Source organism: Sphingopyxis sp. P8, assembly GCF_020622175.1.
Classification (GTDB): domain Bacteria; phylum Pseudomonadota; class Alphaproteobacteria; order Sphingomonadales; family Sphingomonadaceae; genus Sphingopyxis; species Sphingopyxis jiangsuensis.
Map to the genome: position 1 here is coordinate 399,519 of NZ_JACNMK010000001.1, position 20,545 is coordinate 420,063.

A 20,545-nucleotide genomic window follows, 5' to 3' on the forward strand; every position below is an offset into this window, starting at 1 on the left:
GTGGCCTCCTCCCTCCCGATAGCTTCGCCACAGGGAGGATTAAATGTCCGCTCCCCGCCCCAAGGCCGACGTCAGTTCAAACTGCGCTCTGCAATGATCGGCGAAATCAGCTTCCGAAACCCACCGAGAGGAAGTCCGGCAGCGGGCCGTTCCACCCGTCGTCGGATTCGTCGTCGCGCGGCGGACGCGGCGCTGCCTTCGGGGGCTTGGGCGGCGCCTTGGCGCGAGCGCGCGGCGCTTCAGGGGCGTCGTCGCGACCTTTGTTTCGGTTCGCTCCGCGACGGCCGCTTTTCGGTTCGCGCGGCGCTTCGGTCTCGTCGGCGACCGGCGAAGCCTTGGCCGTGCCACCGTGGACCGGAATATTGTAGCCGGTCAGCTTCTGGATATTGTCGAGCGCTTCGTCGTCCGACGGGGTGACGAGCGTGAACGCCCGCCCCTGCGCCCCCGCGCGGCCCGTGCGGCCGATACGGTGGACATAATCGTCGGGGTGCCAGGGCGCATCGAAGTTGAACACATGGCTCACGCCCTTCACGTCGAGCCCGCGCGCGGCGACGTCGGATGCGACCAGAATGTTGATGTCGCCATTCTTGAATCGATCGAGTTCGGCAATGCGGCTCGACTGGTCCATGTCGCCATGGATCTCGCCGGCGCGATAGCGATAGCGTTGCAACGACTTTGCCAGTTCGCGCACCGTGGTCTTGCGGTTGCAGAAGATGATCGCCGTACCGACGTCTTCTTCCTCGATCAGCGCGCGCAGCGTGTCGCGCTTGCCGCGTTCGCTGGTCTTGACGACGAACTGCTCGATATTCTCGTTGCGGCTCGCCGGGCGTGCCACCTCGATCGTCTTGGGATTCGAGAGGAACTTGTCGGCGAGTTTCTTGATCGGCGGCGGCATCGTCGCCGAAAAGAGCAGCGTCTGGCGGTTCGCGGGCAGCTTGGTACAAATATGCTCGATGTCGGGGATGAAGCCCATGTCGAGCATCCGGTCGGCCTCGTCGATCACCAGAAGGTTGCAGCCGGTGAGCAAAATCTTGCCGCGCTCGAACAGGTCCATCAGGCGGCCCGGCGTTGCGATCAGCACGTCGACGCCCTTTTCCAGCGCCTTGACCTGGTCGCCCATCTGTACGCCGCCGATCAGCAACGCCATCGAAAGCTTGTTATACTTTCCGTATTTCTCGAAGTTTTCGGCGACCTGGGCCGCGAGTTCGCGCGTCGGCTCGAGGATCAGCGAGCGTGGCATCAGCGCGCGGGTGCGGCCGTGCGCCAATATGTCGATCATCGGCAGGACGAAGGAGGCGGTCTTGCCCGTCCCCGTCTGCGCGATGCCGATCATGTCGCGCATCATCAGCACCGAGGGGATGGCGCCCGCCTGGATCGGTGTTGGCGTGTCATAGCCCGCCTCGATTATGGCGCGCAAAAGTTCGTCGGATAGGCCGAGGTCGGCAAATTTCATAAGGTCAACATGTCCGGAAAAGATGACAGCGCGACGTCCCACGCCCGCCAGCACTCGGGCGCCACTAGGGGAAAGTGCGGGGAAAAGTCAAGGAAAGCCGAACGAAGCGGGCAATTAATCGTCGTCGCGCGGGACAGCGACCATCACCCGGAACTTGTCGACTTCGCATTTGGCGCCCGTACGCGCGTGGAGCTCGTCGCGTCCCGCACAGAGATTGCCGTCCTCGTTACCCTGCATGTAAAAGCCGGCATAGAAATCGAGCGCACGGCATCCGCGGTTAAGGTGAGCCCTAAGCCGCTGTTTTTGACGGGTTATAAGGTCGATGCTGTCGCGCTGCGCGGCCTGCATTCCGACAATATTGCGCATGGCCACACATTTCGGCCCCTTCTTCTCCTTCCATTCGATCGGCATATCGTATCGCCGGACGGTTGGCGCGGAGCTGGGAGCAAAGTTGTTGAGAGACGAGCGCTGCGCCGGGACGCGTATGATGACCTGCTGGTCGATGACGATCTGCCACTGCGGCGTATCGGCTGGTGGCGGCAAGGGTATCGCAGTCGCAATCGGTTCGGGCGGGGCGGCGGGCGGCGGAACGTCGGAAGTCGGCGCCGCCGCCGCGAGAAGCGCCAAGGCGTGACTCAGCATGTCGGGATCGCCGATTCCGGGAAAATATTACAGGCTTCGTCGATCACATTCGGCTCCCGTAGCGGTGCGCGCTGGACGAATTGCTGCTTTTCGTCCATCCCCACCCTAGCGATGATGATTGAACATCAAATGAATTGCTGTCGAGACCCCAAAGTGCCGGTACGGCGACATTTGCCAAAGCACGAAGCTGCGAAGCCATGCCGATGACCGGAACCCCTTCTCCCGCCGCATTGCGCGCGCTTTCCGATCTGCTCGGCCCCAAGGGCTTCACGACCGATCCCGACATCATGTCGCCGTGGCTCACCGACTGGCGCGGCAAGTATCGCGGTGCCGCCGCGGCGATGCTCTCGCCCGCCGACAGCGACGAAACGGCGGCGCTCGTGAAAATCTGCGCCGAATACGGCCTTCCCCTCGTTCCGCAGGGGGGCAACAGCGGCATGGTCGGCGGCGCCACGCCCGACGCGTCGGGGGCGCAACTCCTCGTCAGCATGCGCCGGATGAACCGGGTGCGCGAAATCGACACCGGGGCTCAACTCGCGGTCGTCGAGGCCGGTGTTATCCTCGAGAATTTTCATGCCGCAGCCCTTGCGCACGGCCTGCGGTTCCCGTTGACGCTGGGCGGCAAGGGGTCGGCGACGATCGGCGGGCTTGTCTCGACCAACGCCGGCGGCACGCAGGTGCTGCGCCACGGGACAATGCGCGGGCTCGTCGCCGGTGTCGAGGCAGTGCTCCCGGACGGCAGTCTTTTCAACGGCCTCGCGGCGCTCAAGAAGGACAATCGCGGCTATGATCTGCGCCAGCTGTTCTGTGGCGCCGAGGGGACCTTGGGGATCGTAACCGCCGCGACCTTGCAGCTCGTTCCGGCGGCGACAGCGCGGCGAACGGCATGGGTGGGGATTGCTTCGCCCGACGCAGCCCTGCAACTGTTGCGTCGCCTCGACGCGGCGCTCGGCCGGGCGCTCGAGGGGTTCGAGATCATGCCCCAATCGTGCATCGAATCGGTGTTGCGGAACATCCCGCAGACGCGTGCGCCGCTCGATGCAAAGACGCCGTGGCATGTGCTGATCGAACTCGCTGGCGAAGACGAGGAGCCGCTCGACGAAGCGCTTCGAGCGGGGCTGGAAGCTGCGCTCGACGCGAAGCTGATCGACGATGCCGTCGTCGCGCAAAACGAACGCGAAAGCGAGGAGTTCTGGCGGATTCGCGACTCGATTTCAGAGGCGGAGCGCGCCAACGGCCCCGCGCTGCAACATGACATCAGCGTGCCGGTCGACCTTATGCCGGCCTTTATCGCGGAGAACCCGCACCGCCTCGTCGCAGAATTTCCCGGCGCGCGCGCCATGTCGTTCGGCCATTTGGGCGACGGCAATGTCCATCACCACGTCAAACCGCCGCCCGATGTCGATGCGGTGCAATGGCTGGCAGCGAATGGCGAAGCCGTGAGCCGCCTTGTCTATCGGCATGTCCTCGAACTCGGCGGGTCGATCTCGGCCGAGCATGGCATCGGCCAGATGAAGCGCGACCTGCTCGCCGAACTCGACAGCCCGGCGCGACTGGCGGCGCTGCGCGGAATCAAGGCGGGACTCGACCCCCGGGGGTTGTTCAATCCGGGCAAGCTGATTGCCTGATTGACCCCGCGATTCGGAGCATCGCCCCTTGCGCCGCGGGACGCGTGCCAATAAGGCGCTGCATCATCATTTTGTCCCGAATGCGCGGGACCTTTACCGGAGTTCGATCATGGCCACTGCGCCCGAAAATGCTTTGCCGCTGTTTTACAACGACCTCGAACCGCTTTCGAGCGTCGACCACGCCGATTTTCGCGCGCGCGGCCTTGAAAAGGCGGATTTCCTTGTCAAACAGCACGCCGTGCCGCTGACGTCGGACGAATTTGTCGCGGCGAGCCGCTTTTACCCCATCGTCTTTTCGGCTGGCGACAAGCCTGTGCCGCTGGCCCTGATGGGCCTGAACGAGGGCGTGAACACCTTTGTCGACGACGAAGGCAAGCTCAAGAACCCGGTCTATGTCCCCGCCTATATCCGCCGCTACCCCTTCCTCCTTGCACGGCTGCGTCCCGATTCCGACGAACTCTCGCTGTGCTTCGACCCCACGTCGGGCGCGATTGCAAAGGGTGACGAAGGCGACGCGCTTTTCGTCGACGGCAAGCCGTCGGAAGCGGTCAACGCCGTGCTCCAATTCTGTCAGCAGTTCGAAGAGGCAGGCCAGCGGACGACCATGTTCGTCGAAGAGCTGAAAAAGGCCGAGCTGCTGATGGACGGCGAAGTCAGCATCCAGCCCGAAAATTCGGACAAGCCCTTCATCTATCGCGGTTTTCAGATGATCGACGAGAACAAGCTGCGTGAACTGCGCGGCGACGTGATGCGCAAGATGGTCCAGAACGGCATCATGCCGCTGATCTTCGCACATCTTTTCTCGCTTCAGCTGATGCGCGAAGTCTTTGCGGCGCAGGTCGCCGCAGGCAAGATGCCGCAGGTTACCGAAGCCCCGCAAGTCTAAGCGCGGGTTCAACATCGATTCGAGTGGCGCGCGGGCACGGGTGCTCGCGCGCCATTTTCGTCCGCGCGGTCCAATGCGTCTAAAAGTCGATGGCGATGCCCTTGAGCTCCCAGTCGCCATAGCGGACAGGATTGCGGCCTCCCGGCTGATCCTCGGCTGCAATCGCTTCGCACGCCGCGGGTTCGGGGATCGGCGAGTTGACCCAGTCGGTCGGCGGCTTCACATGGGGCGGCCGCGTCTGCGCACGCGGCGTTCCGCCGATGGTGTCTTTGTCCTTTGCCATAGCCTGATCGATATAGGAGTTTCGATGCACCGCGCCAACCGTCCGTTCCCCCGTCGTGGCTGACAATCGCCGCCGCCCGCGCCGTCGGCCAAACGGCGAGCCGCCGGGTACGGGCGTCCGGCGAGCCGCGCTCCGCCTCCTCGACGCCATCTTGCGGCGTGGTGATCCGCTCGACGTTGCGGCCCATGCGGCGATGCAGGGCTTGCCTCCCGCCGATCGCGCCTTTGGCGTCGCCATCGTGTCCGAAACGCTACGCTGGATGGCCGAAATCGATGCGCTGATCGATGGCGCAACGGCGCAACCGCTGCCCGACGACGTCAAGTCCCGCGCCGTGCTGCGCCTCGCGCTTGCCCAGCTTCTGGTGCTCAAAACGCCGGGACACGCCGTCGTCTCGACCGCGCTGCCGCTCGTCGACGGAGGGCCGCGACGGCTCGTCCACGCGATACTTTCTCGTGCCCAGCAAGAGCAATGGGCACTCCCGGTATCGGCGCGCCTTCCCGCTCCTGTCGAGGAGCGCTGGCGCGCCCAGTGGGGCGACACGATGGTTGCCGCAGCGTCGGAAAGCTGGAGCGCCGCGCCGCCGCTCGACCTCAGTTTCGCGAACGAACCCGATGCCGGCCAATGGCCAGAGGCTACCGCGCTCGCGCCCCGACACCGGCGCCTGGACCGTGGAAATGCCGTGGATACGCTCCCCGGATACGGCGAAGGCGGCTGGTGGGTCCAGGATCTCGCCGCGAGCTTGCCGGTGCGCCTGCTCGGCGAAGGGCATGGGCGGACTATCCTCGACCTCTGCGCCGCCCCCGGTGGCAAGACGATGCAGCTTGCGGCTGCGGGGTGGGCTGTTACCGCCGTCGATTCGAGCGCCAAGCGCCTCGGTCGGCTCGAACAGAATCTGTCGCGAACCGGTCTGTCTGCAACGATCGTCCAGGGCGATATCCGCAACTGGCAGCCCGAGGCGCCGGTGGACGCCGTACTCCTCGATGCCCCCTGTTCGGCGACCGGCATATTCCGGCGCCATCCCGACGTCCTGCACCGCATCGAACCGCGCCAGATAGCCGAAATGGCGGCGCTCCAGTCCGAATTGCTCGCACGCGCCGCAAAGTGGCTCAAACCGGGCGGGACGCTCGTTTATGCAACCTGCTCGCTAGAAAGGGCCGAGGGCGAGGATCAGGTGGCGGCCTTTCTGGCGACGCATGCAGGTTGGGAAGTCGCTTCCGCGCGCGCGGAAGAACTCCCCGGCGATATCGCCCCCGACGCATCGGGCTATGTCCGCACCCTCCCGGGCTTGCTGGCCGAAGAGGGCGGGCTCGACGGTTTCTTTATCGCGCGGCTGCGCGCGCCGGCGGCTTGACCGGCGCGCCGGTCAGAAGACCGCGCGCGGCGCATCTTCCTTCATCATTGCCGCGCGCACCATCGGGATCGGCGGACCACCATAGGACAGGAATTCGTCGTGGAACGCCTTCCACTTCGTCCGGTCGCCTTTCGTCCAATCCTCGCGCAGCTTGCGGATCATCAGCTTGCCCAGTGTATAGTTGAGGTAGAGCGGGTCATAAGTCCCGCGCGCCGCCTGCTGGCGCGCATTGCCTTCGTCCTGGAAACATTCTTCCTTGAACAGCTGTTCGCTCTGTTCGACCGTCATGCCCTGGGTGTGCAGGCCGATCGCCGACAGATAGCGGCAGTTGCGCAGCAACGCGTTCGACAACTGCCCGATGTGCATTTCGGGATCGCCGTCACCGAGTCCCGCTTCCCACATCATCTCCTCGGTGTAATGCGCCCAGCCCTCGGCGAAGGCATAGCCGACGAACAGCTTGCCGAAGATGCTTTCGGCACGGTTGGAGTGGAGTGCGTGGAGGAAATGGCCCGGCCATATCTCGTGGACCGAGGTGAACATCAGGTCTTTCGTGCCAGGCACAAAGTCGAGTTGCGTCTGCCGGTCCCATGACGGGTCGGGCGGCGAGATATAATAGACCGACGGAAGCCCCGTCTCATAGGGACCGGGAATATCGATATAGGCGCTGTTCTGGCGGTTATAGGGCGGCGATTCCTGCACCTGCGCCTCCTCGGTGCCAGGGATGGACACCAGGTCCTTCTCGACGAGAAACGCGCGCAGCATCGGCAATTGGCGCCGCGCCTCGGCAACCGGTCCGTCGGCGGGCTTGTTGCTTGCCATCCTTTTCATGCAGTCGATGATCGTCTGTCCGGCGGCATATCTTGCGCAAGCCGCCTTCAACGCGTCCTGATTGCGCCTGAGATCGGCGCGGCCGATCGCTTCGAGTTCTTCGAGCGAGGTCTCGACGCCCTCGTTGGTCAGAAGCATCTTCGAAAATCGTTCGGCGCCAAGCGCGAAACCACCCGGCGTTCCCGGCTGCGACTGGATATGGTTCGCCAGATCCTTCATCGCCGCCGCGGCCTTCGCCGCCGCTTCGTCAAACCGCTGCTGGAGCGCTTCGTCCTTGACCTCGGCAAAGGCCGCCTTGGCGTCGCCGGTATAATAATCGGCAAAGCCCCCGAAGCCTGCCGCGCCATATCTGACGAAGGTCGCAGGCAGCGGAAGCTCCAGATTCGCCTTGATCTGCGCCGCCGCCGCCGGGACATTCTCGGCATAAGCGATGAACGCCTTCATCCGCGTTTCGGCATCGCCATAGGGCCGCGCGATATAGACGTTGGGGTCGAGCGCGCCGTCGTAGAAGGCAGGGTTCTTCTTCGCGAAATCCGTATCGCGGAGGAAGAAGAGCTGCCCCTCTGCAACCTTGATCAGATAGTCGCGCTCGAAGCGTTCGGCGTCGGTCAACGGGCCATCGAACGCCTTGGCGTCGGCGATCGCCTGTTCAAGGAAGGCGGCTTGCTTCTCCAACCCTTCGGGCGACCAGTCGGGCAGCCTGCCGTCAAAATCATGCTTGCCCTGATAGACGGCGAAGGTCGGGTTGAGCGGAAAATAGCCTTTAAGGAAGGTATCGCGAAACGCATTCCAGCTCTTGCCATTGGCCGTCGCTGCTGACTTGTCCGACGCCGCATCGCACGCGCCCAGCGCAAGCAACGACGCTGCGAGCGCGACTTGCCCCAATCGTTTGAAATTCCGTGCCATTCTGGCTCCTCCCTTTACCCGGACCTGCCGGCACATCTGCCACCCGACCGGTGCCGTGGCAGCAATAAATCGACGAACGACAGTCTATTCGATACTGGACAGAACAGAAATGCCGGTTACGGGAGGGCGCGATGGCGACTCTCCCCCCTTCGGAAGGCTATGACCCGGTGCTGCCGGCCCCGGTCGGCCCGCCCCCTTCCCCGCTGCGATTTCGCGACTATCGCTATTATTGGTTCGCGCGTTTCACCGCCGTGATGGCGACGATCGCGATGGTCGTCGTCATCGGCTACCAGCTCTATGACACCGCGCGCACCGACTATGGCATGTCGATCAAGGAGGCGTCGTTCCAGCTCGGGCTGCTCGGGCTCGTCCAGTTCGTCCCGCTCGCCATCCTCACCCCCGTCGCCGGATGGGCCGCCGACCGGTTCGAGCGGCGCAGCGTCGCCATTTTCTCGAACCTCATCGATCTGCTGATTGCAGCGGCGCTCGGCTGGTTCACCTGGATCGACGCGCTCACGCTGCCACTCCTGTTCACCCTCGCCGCACTGCACGGCGTTGCGCGCGTCTTTTCGGGGCCGGCCATGAGCGCGATTGCGCCGAACATCGTGCCCGCAAACGTCCTGCCGCGAGCAATTGCAATGGGGAGCATTGCATGGCAGTCGGCATCGGTCATCGGTCCCGCAGCGGGCGGTTTGCTCTATGCCGCCAGCCCGACGTCGGTCTATGTTTTTTCGGCCGTATTCCTCGGCGTTTCGGCCTTTTTGATCAGCCGCGTGCGACCGGTTCTGCCGCCGCCGGCAGAGGTGCGCCGCCATCCCTTGCGCGAGATGGTCGACGGGCTGCGCTTTGTCTGGTTCGATCGCTTCCTCCTCGGCACGATCACGCTCGACCTGTTCGCGGTGATCCTGGCAGGCGCGACCGCGATGCTGCCGGTCTATGCGCGCGACATCCTGCAAACGGGGTCGGAAGGACTGGGCTTCCTGCGCGCTGCTCCCGCGCTCGGCGCCGCCGCGGTCGCGATCGGCCTCTCGTTCCGTCCGATCGAACGGAATGTCGGGGTCAAGATGCTGTGGGCGGTCGCCGTCTTCGGCGCGGTGACGGTGGGTTTCGGCATCTCGACCAATTTCTTCCTGTCGCTCGCGCTGCTCGCGATCATGGGGGCGGCCGACATGTTCTCGGTCTTTGTGCGCGGCACGCTGATCCAGCTCAACACCCCCGATGCGATGCGCGGGCGCGTCAGCGCGGCGTCGGGTCTTGCGATCTCGGCATCGAACGAACTGGGCGAAATGCGCGCCGGTGCAATGGCGGCGGTGCTTGGCCCGGTTGGCGCAGTCGTCATCGGCGGCGCTGGCGCGATTGGCGTCACCGCGCTATGGTCATGGCTCTTCCCCGAGCTGCGCCGGGCGCGAACTTTCGAACCGCAATTCAAGACAGGACCGACGACATGAAAGCCAATTCGATCCTCGACACCATCGGCAACACGCCGCACATCCGCATGACGAAACTTTTCCCCGACGCCGAAGTCTGGGTGAAGTCCGAACGCAGCAATCCCGGCGGCTCGATCAAGGACCGCATCGGCCTTGCGATGATCGAGGCGGCCGAGCGCGACGGCAGCCTGAAGGAAGGCGGCACCATCGTCGAACCGACGTCGGGCAACACCGGCATCGGCCTTGCCATGGCCGCGGCCGTGAAGGGCTATAAGCTCATCCTTGTCATGCCCGAAAGCATGTCGCTCGAACGCCGCCGTCTGATGCTCGCCTATGGCGCGACCTTCGACCTCACCCCGCGCGAAAAGGGGATGAAGGGCGCCATCGAGCGCGCGATCGAGCTTGTCGAGACGACCCCCGGTGCGTGGATGCCGCAGCAGTTCGAAAATGAAGCCAATATCGACGTCCACCTGCGCACGACCGCGCCCGAAATTCTCGCCGATTTCAAGGACAGCCCGATCGACGCACTGATCACCGGGGTCGGGACCGGCGGCCACATCACCGGCTGCGCCCAGTTCCTCAAGGAACATTGGCCCAACCTGAAGGTCTTTGCCGTCGAGCCTGTCGCGTCGCCCGTCATTTCGGGCGGGCAGCCCGCTCCGCACCCGATCCAGGGCATTGGCGCGGGCTTCATCCCGCGCAACCTCCATACCGATTTGCTCGACGGGGTGATCAAGGTCGACGCCGCCGACGCCAAGAACATGGCGCGCCGTGCGGCCACCGAGGAAGGCATGCTCGTCGGCATTTCTTCGGGCGCGACGCTGGCCGCGATCCAGCAAAAGCTTGCCGAGCTTCCGCCGGGCAGCCGCGTGCTCGGTTTCAACTATGACACCGGCGAACGCTATCTGTCGGTGCCCGACTTCCTGCCGGAAATCTGAAGCCCCGGTCCATGCGCAGCGATGCCACAGAGGCGTTGCCGCTTTGGCGCGACGGGACGGGCTGGCTGTTCGTCCTGATCGCCGTCGCGGCGATCGTGGCTGTCCTTCATGCGAGCGACAACCAACGCGGCCCCGGCCAGCTCGCCCGGCCTCACCCCGTCGCTCCGCCGCCGGACGTCGTGCCCGAAGTGCCGGCGATGGAACTGGCGCCGATAGCCGAGGAGGACGCGCGCGCCGCCAATGCGCGCATCCCCTTCGTCACGACGGGTTTGGTCGCACCCGCGCCGTTCCGCTATTCAGGAAATGGTGATGGACGCGCCCGCGCCCGCGACTGCCTCGCCGCGGCGATGCTTTACGAAGCTGGCGACGACGCGCGCGGACAGCAGGCGGTCGGTCAGGTCGTGATCAACCGCGCGCGGCACCCTGCCTTTCCCAAGTCGATCTGTGGTGTCGTGTTTCAGGGTTCGGAGCGGACGACCGGCTGCCAATTCACTTTCACCTGCGATGGGGCGCTGTCACGGCGTAATTCGGCGGCGGCGTGGGCACGCGCGCAGGCCAATGCAGAGGCGATGCTTTCGGGGGCCACCTATGCGCCGGTCGGCCTCGCGACGCATTACCATACCGACTGGGTGCGCCCTTACTGGAGCGACAGTTTCGAAAAAATCGCTATCGACGGCACGCATCTTTTCTTTCGCTGGCCCGGCTTCTGGGGGACACCCGGCGCCTTTCGCGGCGTTGTATCGGGTAATGACGGCGCCGTGGCCAAGCTCGCCGCCCTGTCGCCGCTTCACGCCGCCGCGCTGGGCCTTCCCTCGGGCCTTGCAAGCAATGACGCGCCCGCCGAAGTGGGCGAACCGCGCGTCGCAACGCGATCCGGCGCAAACGGCGACCGCGACACCATCTATGTCCAGCTCGACCGCAGCGCGACCGCCGAAAGCTTCGTCACCACCGCGCTCCGGCTCTGCGACGAGCGCCCCTATTGCAAGTTCATGGGTTGGACCAACCCGATGCTCAAGCCCGAGAGCGACGCGATGTCCGACATGCAACGCAACGCGATGAGCTTTTCCTACCTGCGCGACGACAAGGCGGGGTTCGAAAAGGCGCTGTGGAACTGCAGCGAGTACAAGCGCGACGATGCGCGGCAGTGCATGAAGCGGTGACGGTTGGGGCTGCCGAACGTCGAACAACCCGTGTCCGTCATCCCGGCTTCTCACCCATTGGGCCGGATCAGATATTTCTCGCCCGTCCGCTTGGCATTGTACGCATGCGCCACTTCCAGATCGAGCGCCTCGGTCAGCGAGATGTCGTGGCTGTAATGGCTCTTGAAGGTCGTGGTGAGCTCGTCGACAACGCGCTGGCGCAGGCGACCGACGACTTCGGCACCGGCCTTTTGCAGGAACGGCGTCAGCAGGAATCCCGACAGCGACCAGGTTAGGCCGAAACTCCGATTGAGGATCGTCGGGCCGAGGTCGAGCGCGCCATAGATATAGACCTGTTTGAACGTATCCGAGCCGTAGCGGCTGTAGGTCGCCATGCGCTTGACCGCCGCGACCTCCATCGCCGCCAGCATCTGGCCCGCAAGCTTGCCGCCGCCAATCGCGTCAAAGCCCAGTGTTGCGCCCGTTTCGACGATCGCGGCGATCAGCTTGTCCTGAAAATCATCGTCGCTGCTGTTGACGATATGCTCGGCGCCCAGATCCTTGAGCAGCTTTACCTGCGCTTCGCTGCGCACGATGTTGACGAGCGGGACGCCGTCCGCCGCGCATATCTTGACAAGCATCTGGCCCAGGTTCGAGGCCGCAGCGGTATGGACGATCGCGCTATGCCCTTCCATCCGCATCGTCTCGACAAAGGCTTGCGAGGTCAGCGGATTGACGAAGCAGGACGCGCCGTCTGCAGGATCGGTGCCGTCGGGCAGCGGCAGGCACATGCCGACGGGGAGGCAGCGATATTCGGCGTAGATTTCTCCGCCCAGCATCGCGACGGTCTTTCCGAGCAGCGCCTGCGCTTCGGGCGAGTCGCCCGCGGCGACGACCACGCCGCTTCCTTCATTTCCGATCGGCAGCGCCTCGCCGATGCGTCCAGACATCGCGCGCATGCCGGGCGGCGGCACGTCGGCGGTAATGACGGGGAGCCCGTCGCGCGTCGAGGCACGCGCGGTCGACATATCCGCGCCGCCGAACAGCAGGCCAAGGTCCGACGGGTTGATCGGCGTCGCGTGCACTTTCACCAGCACCTCGTGCGGTTTGGGCGTTGGCATCGGGCGACGCTCGAAGAACACCTCGAGCTCGCCCTCGGGCTTCACCAGCGTCAGCATGACAAGGTTGGTGTCGGGCAAGTCGGTCATCGTGCGTCTCCCATGTTCGGTTTCTCGATGAAACGGAATAGGATGGTGGGACGGTGGAGGCAATCGCCCAGGCTCGAAAAATACCGACAGGTTGGAGCGTAACACCCAATCTTGTCATCCCGGCGAAGGCCGGGATCTCGCCGGTGCGCCGATCCGCTAGGAGGAGATCCCGGCCTTCGCCGGGATGACGATCAAGAAGCGGGGCGATATTCACCTGCAACGCGCAGCACCTCATCCGCCAGTTCCTTTCGGCAAATCAGCAGGTCGGGCAGATAGGTGTCGCGGTTGTTGTAGCGCAGCGGCGCCCCGTCGGCGCGGCTGACGTGGAGGCCCGCGGCCTGCGCAACCGCGACCGGCGCGCAATTGTCCCATTCATATTGGCCGCCGGTGTGGAGATAGATGTCGGCCTGCCCAAGCACCACCGCCATAGCCTTTGCGCCTGCCGATCCCATGGCGAGCAGTTCGGCGCCGATCCGCTCGGCGACGAACACCGCTTCGGCGGCGGGACGCGTCCGGCTGACGAGCATTTTGGGCGGATTGTTCGCGGGCTGGAGCGCGGGCGGCGCACCCGATGTCAATGTCAACCCGAGGCCCGGCAGCGCGACCGCGCCGACGGTGGCGATGCCGTCGATTGCAAGCGCGACATGCACCGCCCAGTCGCTGCGCCCCTCGCCATATTCGCGCGTGCCGTCGAGCGGATCGACGATCCACACGCGGCTTTGCGCGCAGCGCGCGACATTGTCCTTCTCCTCTTCGGACAAAAGCGCGTCGCCGGGTCGCGCGGCGCGCAGTTCGCGGCACAGCATGGCATTGGCCTGCTCATCCCCCGCCTTGCCGAGCGCCTTGCCGTCGAGATCGCCGCGCGCGCGCAGATCGAGCAGGATTTGTCCTGCTTGGCGCGCCAGCCGTTCGGCCAGTTGCTCGTCGCTCTCCCCCATCGCGCTTATCCCAGCAACCGGTCGATGATCAGGTCCGCGGCTTCGTCGGGCGTTATGGCCGTGGTGTCGATGCGGATCTCGGGGCTTTCGGGAACCTCATAGGGGCTGTCGATGCCGGTGAAGTTCTTGAGCTGTCCGGCGCGCGCCTTCTTGTAAAGGCCCTTCACATCGCGGCGTTCGGCTTCCTCGAGCGGGGTGTCGATGAACACCTCGATGAACTCGCCCTCGGGAAGCATCGCGCGCACCATCTCGCGCTCGGCGCGGAAGGGCGAGATGAAGGCGGTGATGACAATCAGTCCGGCGTCGGTCATCAGCTTGGCGACCTCGCCGACGCGGCGGATATTTTCGATCCGGTCGGCCTCGGTGAATCCCAGGTCACGGTTGAGCCCGTGGCGGACATTGTCGCCGTCGAGCAGGAAGCTGTGCCGGTTCATCCGGTGCAGCTTTTTCTCGACAAGGTTGGCAATCGTCGATTTTCCCGACCCCGACAATCCGGTGAACCAGAGCAAGGCGGGCTTCTGGTTCTTCATGTCGGCGCGCATCTCGCGACTGATGTCGCTCGCCTGCCAATGGACATTCTGCGCGCGGCGCAGGCTGAAGTGCAGCATGCCCGCCGCAACCGTCGCGTTGGTGAGCTTGTCGATCAGAATGAAACCGCCGAGCATATGGTTGTCGGCATAGGATTCAAAGACGATCGGCTTGTCGGTCGTCACCTCGACGACGCCAATGCCGTTCAGCTCGAGCGTCTTCGCCGCCAGGTGATCGAGCGTGTTGACGTTGATCTCGTACTTCGGCGCCTGCACCGTCGCCGAAACGCTCTGCGTCGCGAGCTTCAGCCAATAGGCGCGTCCGGGGATCATCGCCTCGTCGGCCATCCACACCAGCGTCGCCTCGAACTGGTCGGCCGCCTGCGGAGGATTGTCTGCTGCCGCGATGACATCGCCGCGCGAGCAATCGACCTCGTCGGCAAAGGTCAGCGTCACCGACTGGCCCGCGACCGCTTCATCGAGGTCCCCGCCGAGGGTCACGATGCGCTCGATCGTCGTTTGCTTGCCGCTGGGGAGGACGCGCACGGCATCGCCCGGCTTGACCGATCCGCCCGCGATCTGCCCCGAAAAGCCTCTAAAATCAAGGTTTGGGCGATTAACCCATTGAACCGGAAAGCGAAAATTGGAATTTACGTCACGCTGCGCGGCAACTTCGACACCTTCCAGATGCTCGACCAGCGTCGGCCCCTTGTACCAGGGCGTGTTGGACGAGAGCGCGGTAATATTGTCGCCCTTGAAGCCCGAAATCGGGATGGCGGTGAAATCGGTAATCCCGATCTCGCTCGCAAAACTGCGATAGCTCAGCAGAATGCGCTCGAAGACCGTCTTGTCATAGCCGACGAGGTCCATCTTGTTCACCGCGAGCACGATGTGCCGAATGCCCAGCAGGTGCGCGAGAAAGCTGTGCCGCCGCGTCTGGGTCAGCACGCCCTTGCGCGCGTCGATCAGGATGACCGCAAGGTCGGCGGTCGAAGCGCCGGTGACCATGTTGCGCGTATATTGCTCGTGCCCCGGCGTGTCGGCGACGATGAACTTGCGCTTCTCGGTCGTGAAAAAGCGATAGGCGACGTCGATCGTGATCCCTTGCTCGCGCTCGGCGGCAAGGCCGTCGACGAGCAGCGCGAAATCGATCTCCTGCCCCTGCGTGCCGACGCGCTTGCTGTCCGCCTCGAGCGCCGCGAGCTGGTCCTCGAAGATCATCTTGCTGTCGTAGAGCAGCCGCCCGATCAACGTCGACTTGCCGTCATCGACGCTGCCACAGGTGATGAAACGCAGCAGCGACTTCTGTTCGTGCCGCGCGAGATAGGCGTCGATATCCTCGGCGATCAGGGCATCGGTGACATAGATGGGGTCGGTCATCAGAAATACCCCTCCTGCTTCTTCTTCTCCATCGACGCATCGCCGCCATCCTTGTCGATGATGCGCCCCTGCCGTTCGCTCGTGGTGGTGAGCAGCATCTCCTGGATGACTTCGGAGAGCGTCGCCGCCTCACTCTCGACCGCGCCGGTCAGCGGGTAACAGCCAAGCGTGCGGAAGCGTACCGAACGCTCGACCGGAACCTCGCCCTCGTTGAGCGGGAATCGCTCGTCGTCGACCATCAGCAACAGGCCGTCGCGCTCGACGGTGGGGCGCGGCGCGGCGAAATAGAGGGGCACGATGGGGATATTCTCGCGCGCGATATATTGCCAGATGTCGAGCTCGGTCCAGTTCGAGATCGGGAAGACGCGGATGCTCTCCCCCTTCGCTTTGCGGGAATTGTAGAGGTTCCACAGCTCGGGCCGCTGCTTCTTCGGGTCCCAGCCGTGGCTCGCGGTGCGAAAGGAAAAGATGCGCTCCTTCGCCCGGCTCTTTTCCTCGTCGCGCCGCGCGCCGCCAAAGGCAACGTCGAATCCGTGAAGGTCGAGCGCCTGCTTGAGTCCCTCGGTCTTCCACATGTCGGTATGCAGCGGACCGTGATCGAACGGGTTGATCCCGCGCGCCTTTGCGTCGGGGTTCTGATAGACGATCAACTCCATCCCGCTCTCGGCCGCCATGCGGTCGCGCAGCTCGTACATCGCCTTGAACTTCCACGTCGTATCCACATGCAAAAGCGGAAACGGCGGCGGCGAGGGATAAAAGGCCTTGCGGGCAAGGTGCAGCATCACCGCGCTGTCCTTGCCGACAGAATAAAGCATCACGGGCTTTGCCGCGTCGGCCATCACTTCGCGCATGATGTGAATGCTCTCGGCCTCGAGCCGGTCGAGATGGGTCAACGTATCGGTCATGCCTTGCCCTTGCCGTGCATGCGGGTGACAGGCAAGCTGTATGGACTTTTCGTCATGCAAGCCATTCTTGTGTCCCCTTCAACTCCTCCGGCTAGCCTGCTAGTCGCATTTGAAACCAGATAAAGAGGACAATATGCGCGCCACCCCCGAATTCGATTTTGCACTCGGCGAAACGGCCGAAATGATACGCGAAACGACCGCCCGGTTTGCCGACGAGCAGATTGCGCCGCTCGCGGCGAAGGCGGACGCCGAGGACTGGTTCCCGCGCGACGAACTCTGGACGCAGATGGGCGACCTTGGCCTGCACGGCATTACTGTCGACGAAGAGTTCGGCGGGCTCGGGCTCGGCTATCTCGAACATGTGATCGCGGTCGAGGAAGTGAGCCGCGCGAGCGCCGCGATCGGCCTCTCCTATGGCGCGCATTCGAACCTCTGCGTCAACCAGATCCGTCGCTGGGCCAATCCCGAGCAGAAGGCGAAATATCTGCCCAGGCTCATTTCGGGCGAGCATGTCGGCAGCCTCGCCATGTCGGAGGCCGGCGCGGGCAGCGACGTCGTGTCGATGAAGCTGAAGGCCGACAAGGTTCAGGGCGGCTACGTCCTCAACGGAACGAAATTCTGGATCACCAACGCGACCTGCGCCGACACGCTGGTCGTCTATGCCAAGACCTCGCCCGAAGCGGGATCGCGAGGAATTACCGCCTTCCTGATCGAAAAGGATATGCCGGGCTTCAGTATCGGCCAGAAAATCGACAAGGTCGGGATGCGCGGTTCGCCCACGGCCGAGCTGGTCTTCACCGATTGCGAAGTGTCTGAGGACCAGGTGATGGGCCCCGAAAATGGCGGTGTCGGCGTGCTGATGTCGGGGCTCGACTATGAACGCGTGGTGCTCGCGGGGCTCCAGCTCGGCATCATGCAGGCGTGCCTCGACACGGTCATTCCCTATGTCCGCGAGCGCAAGCAGTTCGGCAAGCCGATCGGCTCGTTCCAGCTGATGCAGGCGAAGGTCGCCGACATGTATGTCGCGCTCAATTCGGCGCGCTCCTATGTCTATAACGTCGCCAAGGCGTGCGACGCCGGCCAGACGACGCGCTTCGATGCGGCGGGCGCGATCCTGCTCGCCAGCGAGAGCGCGGTGAAGGTCGCAGGCGAGGCGATCCAGGCGCTCGGCGGCGCGGGCTATACGAAGGATTGGCCGGTCGAGCGCTATTGGCGCGACGCCAAGCTGCTCGATATCGGCGCGGGCACGAACGAAATTCGCCGCATGCTCATCGGTCGCGAGCTGATCGGCGCGGGTGCATGACGCTGACCGCGCTGGCCGCCGCCGCGATGGTGGCGGCCGCGCTGGTCCATTCGCTTATCGGTGAGCGCCGCCTGCTGGCGCCGCTTCTGGCTGGCTTGGAGCCCCAGGACTTTGCGGTCCGCGCGGCACGATTTGCGTGGCACGCGACGGCGGTGCTCATGCTGCTGTGCGCGGCCGCGGTGGCGTGGCCGGCAACACCGCGTGGACTCGTCTTGCTCATCGGCGGCGGTTGGCTCGGAACCGGGTTGGTCAATGCTGCGTATCTTCGACTGCGCCACCCCATGTGGCTGCTGCTGGCGGGTGCTGGCATCCTCACCATCGCGGGCGCGCTGTGAACCAGACCATCCTCGACGCGCTGCAATATTATGGCGCCGGGGCGGCGACGTTCGCCGCGCTCATCGTCTCGCTCAACCTCGGTCGGCGATGGACCGGGTGGGCGTTTGTCGTGTTCGTGACGAGCAGCATGGCGCTCATCGCATGGGGTTTTCTTCAGGACGACAGCGAAGGCATCGGATGGCAGAATATCGCGCTGCTCGCGATCAACTGTGTCGGCGTTTATCGCTACCTGATCCGCAAGGACCGACCTGAGGGCGGAAAGGAAAAGGGCGGAGCGGATTGACCGCCCCGCCCGTTCGCCCACTCAGCCCCAGACGCGGACGCGCTTTTCGGGCGGCAGATACAGCTTGTCGGTCGGCTTGACGTCGAACGCCTTGTACCAGGCGTCGAGGTTTCGGACCGTCAGCGCGCGATACATGCCCGGCGCGTGGCCGTCGGTCGCAACGCGCTGGCGCAGCGCGGCGTCGCGCATCTTTGTCGCCCAGGTCTGCGCAAAGGCAATGAAGAAACGCTGGTCGCCGGTGAAGCCGTCGATGACCGGCGCCTCCTTGCCGCCCAGCGACGCGCGATAGGCGTCATAGGCCGCCTGCAGCCCGGCAACGTCGGCGATATTTTCGCCCAGCGTCAGCTTGCCGTTGATCGCGAGGTCGGGGAACGGCTTGTACTGGTCATATTGCTCGGCGAGCGCCTGGCCTGCTTCCTCGAACTTCCGGAGGTCGGCGTCGGTCCACCAGTTGCGCAGCGCGCCGGTCGAATCGAAGGCCGCGCCATTATTGTCAAAGCTGTGGCTGATTTCGTGGCCGATAACCGCGCCGATCGCACCGTAATTATACGCGGGATCGGCTTTGGGGTTAAAGAAGGGCGGCTGAAGGATGGCGGCGGGGAAGTTCAGCGCGTTCTGCACGGGCAGGTTGATCGCGTTGACCGTCTGCGGCGTCATCCACCATTCGTCGCGGTCCATCGGCTTGCCGATCTTGGCAAGCTGGTGCGCCGTTTCGGCCTTTTCGCCCGCGACGGCGTTGGCATAAGCGCTGTTCCCGACGTTGAAACGCCCATAGTCACGCCATGTATCGGGGTAGCCGACCCCGACGACGATGGTTTCGACCTTCTTGATCGCTTCCTTTTTCGTTGCGGGTGCCATCCAGTCGATCGTTTCGACGCGCTTGGCAAAGGCGGTCTTGATGCCTTCGACCATGTCGCCGACTTCGGCCTTTGCCGCGGCCGGGAAATATTTATCGGCATAGGCCTTGCCCACGGCGTCGCCGAGGTACTGGTTCAACGCCGCCAGCGCACGCTTGTCGCGGCTGCGCTGTTCGGGCGTCCCTGACAAGGTCGTACCGTAAAAGGCGAAATGCGCCTGATCGAGTTTCGTCGGCAGCACATCGGTGTGCATGTTGATCTGATGGAAGGCGAGCCAGTCTTTCCAGGCGTCGAGCGGCTCGCTTGCGACCAGTTTCGACAGGCGCGTGATGGCGGCGGGGTGATAGGCGGCGAACTTGCCCGCCTTGCCGAGGTTGGATGACGCGAAATAGGCCTGCCAATCGAGTCCCGGCGCCTTCTTGTCGAAATCGGCGCGCGTCCACACCGTGGCCGACTTGGTGAAATCCTCGCTCTCTTCGCGCGGCGCGTGCGCGCGCGCGATCTTCGTTTCGAGGTCATAGATCCGTGCCGCCTTGGCCTCGGCATCGGCGATGCCCGACAAGGTCAGCAGGTGGACAATATAGGCGCGATAGGCCGCGCGGATCTCGCCCATCTTCGGGTCGTCCGACAGATAATATTCGCGCTCGGGAAGGCCGAGTCCACCCTGCAGCATATAGGGGAGCACCTCGCCCGGCGTCGAAAGCCCTTGGGTCACGAACAGGCCGAACAGATTCTCGGTATGGAAATCGGTGAAGTTGAGCGGATCGACATCGACGCGTGCCTGCTCACCCAGAACCTTTGCAAGGCCGGCCTTGTCCGCGATTGCCGAAAAACGCGCCAGATCGGCCTCGACCGGCTTCATTCCGGCAGCGTCGATCGCGGCGGTGTCCATATAGGCGTTATAGAAGGACGCGATGCGCGCCTCGTTGCTGGCCTCGGCCGGCTTGCCCTTCAGAATCGCCTCGACGAGTTCGCGGTTACGCTTCTCGGTCTCGAGGAACGCGATGTAAAAGGAACCGATCGACGACCGATCGGCGGGAATTTCGGTCGTTTTCTGCCAATTGCCGTTCGCATAGGCGTAGAAATCGTCACCCGGGTTGACCGAGGTGTCCATGGCCGTCTTGCTGATGCCAAGCTCGGTTCCGACGGTGTACACCGACTCCTTTTCGGCGCTGGTGCAGGCTGCGGTGCCCACTGCGATCGCGGTCGTCGCCAAAAGGACGGCAAGTACGGAATGTCTCATCTTTTACCCTATGGTTTTGGAAAGTTACGGGAGCGATAGCCCTCTCGCCAGTTCGTTTCAATGCCAACCAAATTCGCCGGGCGG

The 20,545-nt window shown here is 64.1% G+C and carries 19 protein-coding genes; 10 read left to right on the forward strand and 9 right to left on the reverse strand.

The genetic code is table 11. The features are described from left to right. Positions 1 to 106: 106 nt before the first annotated feature. Positions 107 to 1,453, reverse strand: a complete 1,347-nt coding sequence (locus tag H7692_RS02005; RefSeq protein WP_227339688.1) for a DEAD/DEAH box helicase — start codon at positions 1,451 to 1,453, stop codon at positions 107 to 109. A gap of 114 nt (positions 1,454 to 1,567) precedes the next feature. Beyond that, positions 1,568 to 1,819 carry a hypothetical protein gene (locus H7692_RS02010; RefSeq protein WP_227339689.1) on the reverse strand — a complete coding sequence of 84 codons (252 nt, stop codon included), beginning with the start codon at positions 1,817 to 1,819 and terminating at the stop codon, positions 1,568 to 1,570. Between H7692_RS02010 and H7692_RS02015 the strand changes: the two genes are divergently transcribed. The 3 genes from H7692_RS02015 to H7692_RS02025 all read left to right on the forward strand — a co-directional run bounded on the left by H7692_RS02015 (position 1,818) and on the right by H7692_RS02025 (position 4,609). Continuing rightward, positions 1,818 to 2,087, forward strand: a complete 270-nt coding sequence (locus H7692_RS02015; protein WP_227339690.1) for a hypothetical protein — start codon at positions 1,818 to 1,820, stop codon at positions 2,085 to 2,087. The genes H7692_RS02010 and H7692_RS02015 overlap by 2 nt on opposite strands. A 211-nt stretch (positions 2,088 to 2,298) precedes the next feature. Beyond that, on the forward strand, positions 2,299 to 3,723 hold the full coding sequence (locus H7692_RS02020) for an FAD-binding oxidoreductase (RefSeq protein WP_227339691.1): 1,425 nt from the start codon (positions 2,299 to 2,301) through the stop codon (positions 3,721 to 3,723). Between the two features lie 109 nt (positions 3,724 to 3,832). Beyond that, positions 3,833 to 4,609, forward strand: a complete 777-nt coding sequence (locus H7692_RS02025; protein WP_222136122.1) for a SapC family protein — start codon at positions 3,833 to 3,835, stop codon at positions 4,607 to 4,609. Positions 4,610 to 4,688: 79 nt separating this feature from the next. Here the strand turns inward: H7692_RS02025 and H7692_RS02030 are convergent, their stop codons facing one another. Then, on the reverse strand, positions 4,689 to 4,892 hold the full coding sequence (locus H7692_RS02030) for a DUF1674 domain-containing protein (RefSeq protein WP_227339692.1): 204 nt from the start codon (positions 4,890 to 4,892) through the stop codon (positions 4,689 to 4,691). Between the two features lie 55 nt (positions 4,893 to 4,947). Between H7692_RS02030 and H7692_RS02035 the strand changes: the two genes are divergently transcribed. After that, a complete protein-coding gene (locus H7692_RS02035) occupies positions 4,948 to 6,243 on the forward strand; it encodes an RsmB/NOP family class I SAM-dependent RNA methyltransferase (RefSeq protein WP_227339693.1) in 1,296 nt (431 codons plus the stop codon). A 12-nt stretch (positions 6,244 to 6,255) separates the two neighbouring features. Here H7692_RS02035 and H7692_RS02040 read toward each other — a convergent pair whose 3' ends face one another. Further along, on the reverse strand, positions 6,256 to 7,977 hold the full coding sequence (locus H7692_RS02040; RefSeq protein WP_227339694.1) for a DUF885 domain-containing protein: 1,722 nt from the start codon (positions 7,975 to 7,977) through the stop codon (positions 6,256 to 6,258). 131 nt (positions 7,978 to 8,108) lie between these two features. On the opposite strand from H7692_RS02040, the gene H7692_RS02045 reads away from it, so the two are divergent. Genes H7692_RS02045 through H7692_RS02055 form a run of 3 tightly spaced genes read left to right on the forward strand, consistent with a single transcriptional unit; the run spans position 8,109 to position 11,502 of the window. Continuing rightward, positions 8,109 to 9,425, forward strand: coding sequence for an MFS transporter (locus tag H7692_RS02045; RefSeq protein ID WP_222136119.1), 1,317 nt, complete (start codon positions 8,109 to 8,111; stop codon positions 9,423 to 9,425). After that, the gene (gene cysK, locus H7692_RS02050; RefSeq protein ID WP_201925425.1) at positions 9,422 to 10,342 is read left to right on the forward strand and encodes a cysteine synthase A; all 921 of its coding nucleotides are present in this window, start codon (positions 9,422 to 9,424) and stop codon (positions 10,340 to 10,342) included. The genes H7692_RS02045 and cysK overlap by 4 nt, the downstream gene beginning before the upstream one ends. Before the next feature lie 11 nt (positions 10,343 to 10,353). Continuing rightward, positions 10,354 to 11,502 carry a cell wall hydrolase gene (locus H7692_RS02055; protein ID WP_222136118.1) on the forward strand — a complete coding sequence of 383 codons (1,149 nt, stop codon included), beginning with the start codon at positions 10,354 to 10,356 and terminating at the stop codon, positions 11,500 to 11,502. Positions 11,503 to 11,552: 50 nt separating this feature from the next. On the opposite strand, the gene H7692_RS02060 is transcribed toward H7692_RS02055, so the two are convergent. From H7692_RS02060 to cysD, 4 genes are all read right to left on the reverse strand, one after another. Beyond that, entirely contained in the window at positions 11,553 to 12,689 is a 1,137-nt protein-coding gene (locus tag H7692_RS02060) for a zinc-binding dehydrogenase (protein ID WP_222136117.1), read from the reverse strand. Positions 12,690 to 12,880: 191 nt separating this feature from the next. Continuing rightward, the gene (locus H7692_RS02065; protein ID WP_222136116.1) at positions 12,881 to 13,627 is read right to left on the reverse strand and encodes a 3'(2'),5'-bisphosphate nucleotidase CysQ; all 747 of its coding nucleotides are present in this window, start codon (positions 13,625 to 13,627) and stop codon (positions 12,881 to 12,883) included. Positions 13,628 to 13,632: 5 nt separating this feature from the next. Next, positions 13,633 to 15,534, reverse strand: coding sequence for a sulfate adenylyltransferase subunit CysN (gene cysN, locus H7692_RS02070; protein WP_222136115.1), 1,902 nt, complete (start codon positions 15,532 to 15,534; stop codon positions 13,633 to 13,635). Further along, on the reverse strand, positions 15,534 to 16,439 hold the full coding sequence (cysD, locus tag H7692_RS02075) for a sulfate adenylyltransferase subunit CysD (RefSeq protein ID WP_227339695.1): 906 nt from the start codon (positions 16,437 to 16,439) through the stop codon (positions 15,534 to 15,536). The genes cysN and cysD overlap by 1 nt, the downstream gene beginning before the upstream one ends. A 133-nt stretch (positions 16,440 to 16,572) precedes the next feature. Between cysD and H7692_RS02080 the strand changes: the two genes are divergently transcribed. The 3 genes from H7692_RS02080 to H7692_RS02090 are packed head-to-tail and all read left to right on the forward strand — an operon-like array spanning position 16,573 to position 18,361. Then, entirely contained in the window at positions 16,573 to 17,742 is a 1,170-nt protein-coding gene (locus H7692_RS02080; protein ID WP_227339696.1) for an isovaleryl-CoA dehydrogenase, read from the forward strand. After that, the gene (locus H7692_RS02085) at positions 17,739 to 18,077 is read left to right on the forward strand and encodes a hypothetical protein (RefSeq protein WP_227339697.1); all 339 of its coding nucleotides are present in this window, start codon (positions 17,739 to 17,741) and stop codon (positions 18,075 to 18,077) included. Before H7692_RS02080 ends, H7692_RS02085 begins: the two co-directional genes overlap by 4 nt. Further along, the gene (locus tag H7692_RS02090; RefSeq protein ID WP_222136111.1) at positions 18,074 to 18,361 is read left to right on the forward strand and encodes a hypothetical protein; all 288 of its coding nucleotides are present in this window, start codon (positions 18,074 to 18,076) and stop codon (positions 18,359 to 18,361) included. Before H7692_RS02085 ends, H7692_RS02090 begins: the two co-directional genes overlap by 4 nt. A gap of 21 nt (positions 18,362 to 18,382) precedes the next feature. Here H7692_RS02090 and H7692_RS02095 read toward each other — a convergent pair whose 3' ends face one another. Further along, positions 18,383 to 20,461 carry a M13 family metallopeptidase gene (locus H7692_RS02095; protein ID WP_222136110.1) on the reverse strand — a complete coding sequence of 693 codons (2,079 nt, stop codon included), beginning with the start codon at positions 20,459 to 20,461 and terminating at the stop codon, positions 18,383 to 18,385. Positions 20,462 to 20,545 lie beyond the last annotated feature (84 nt).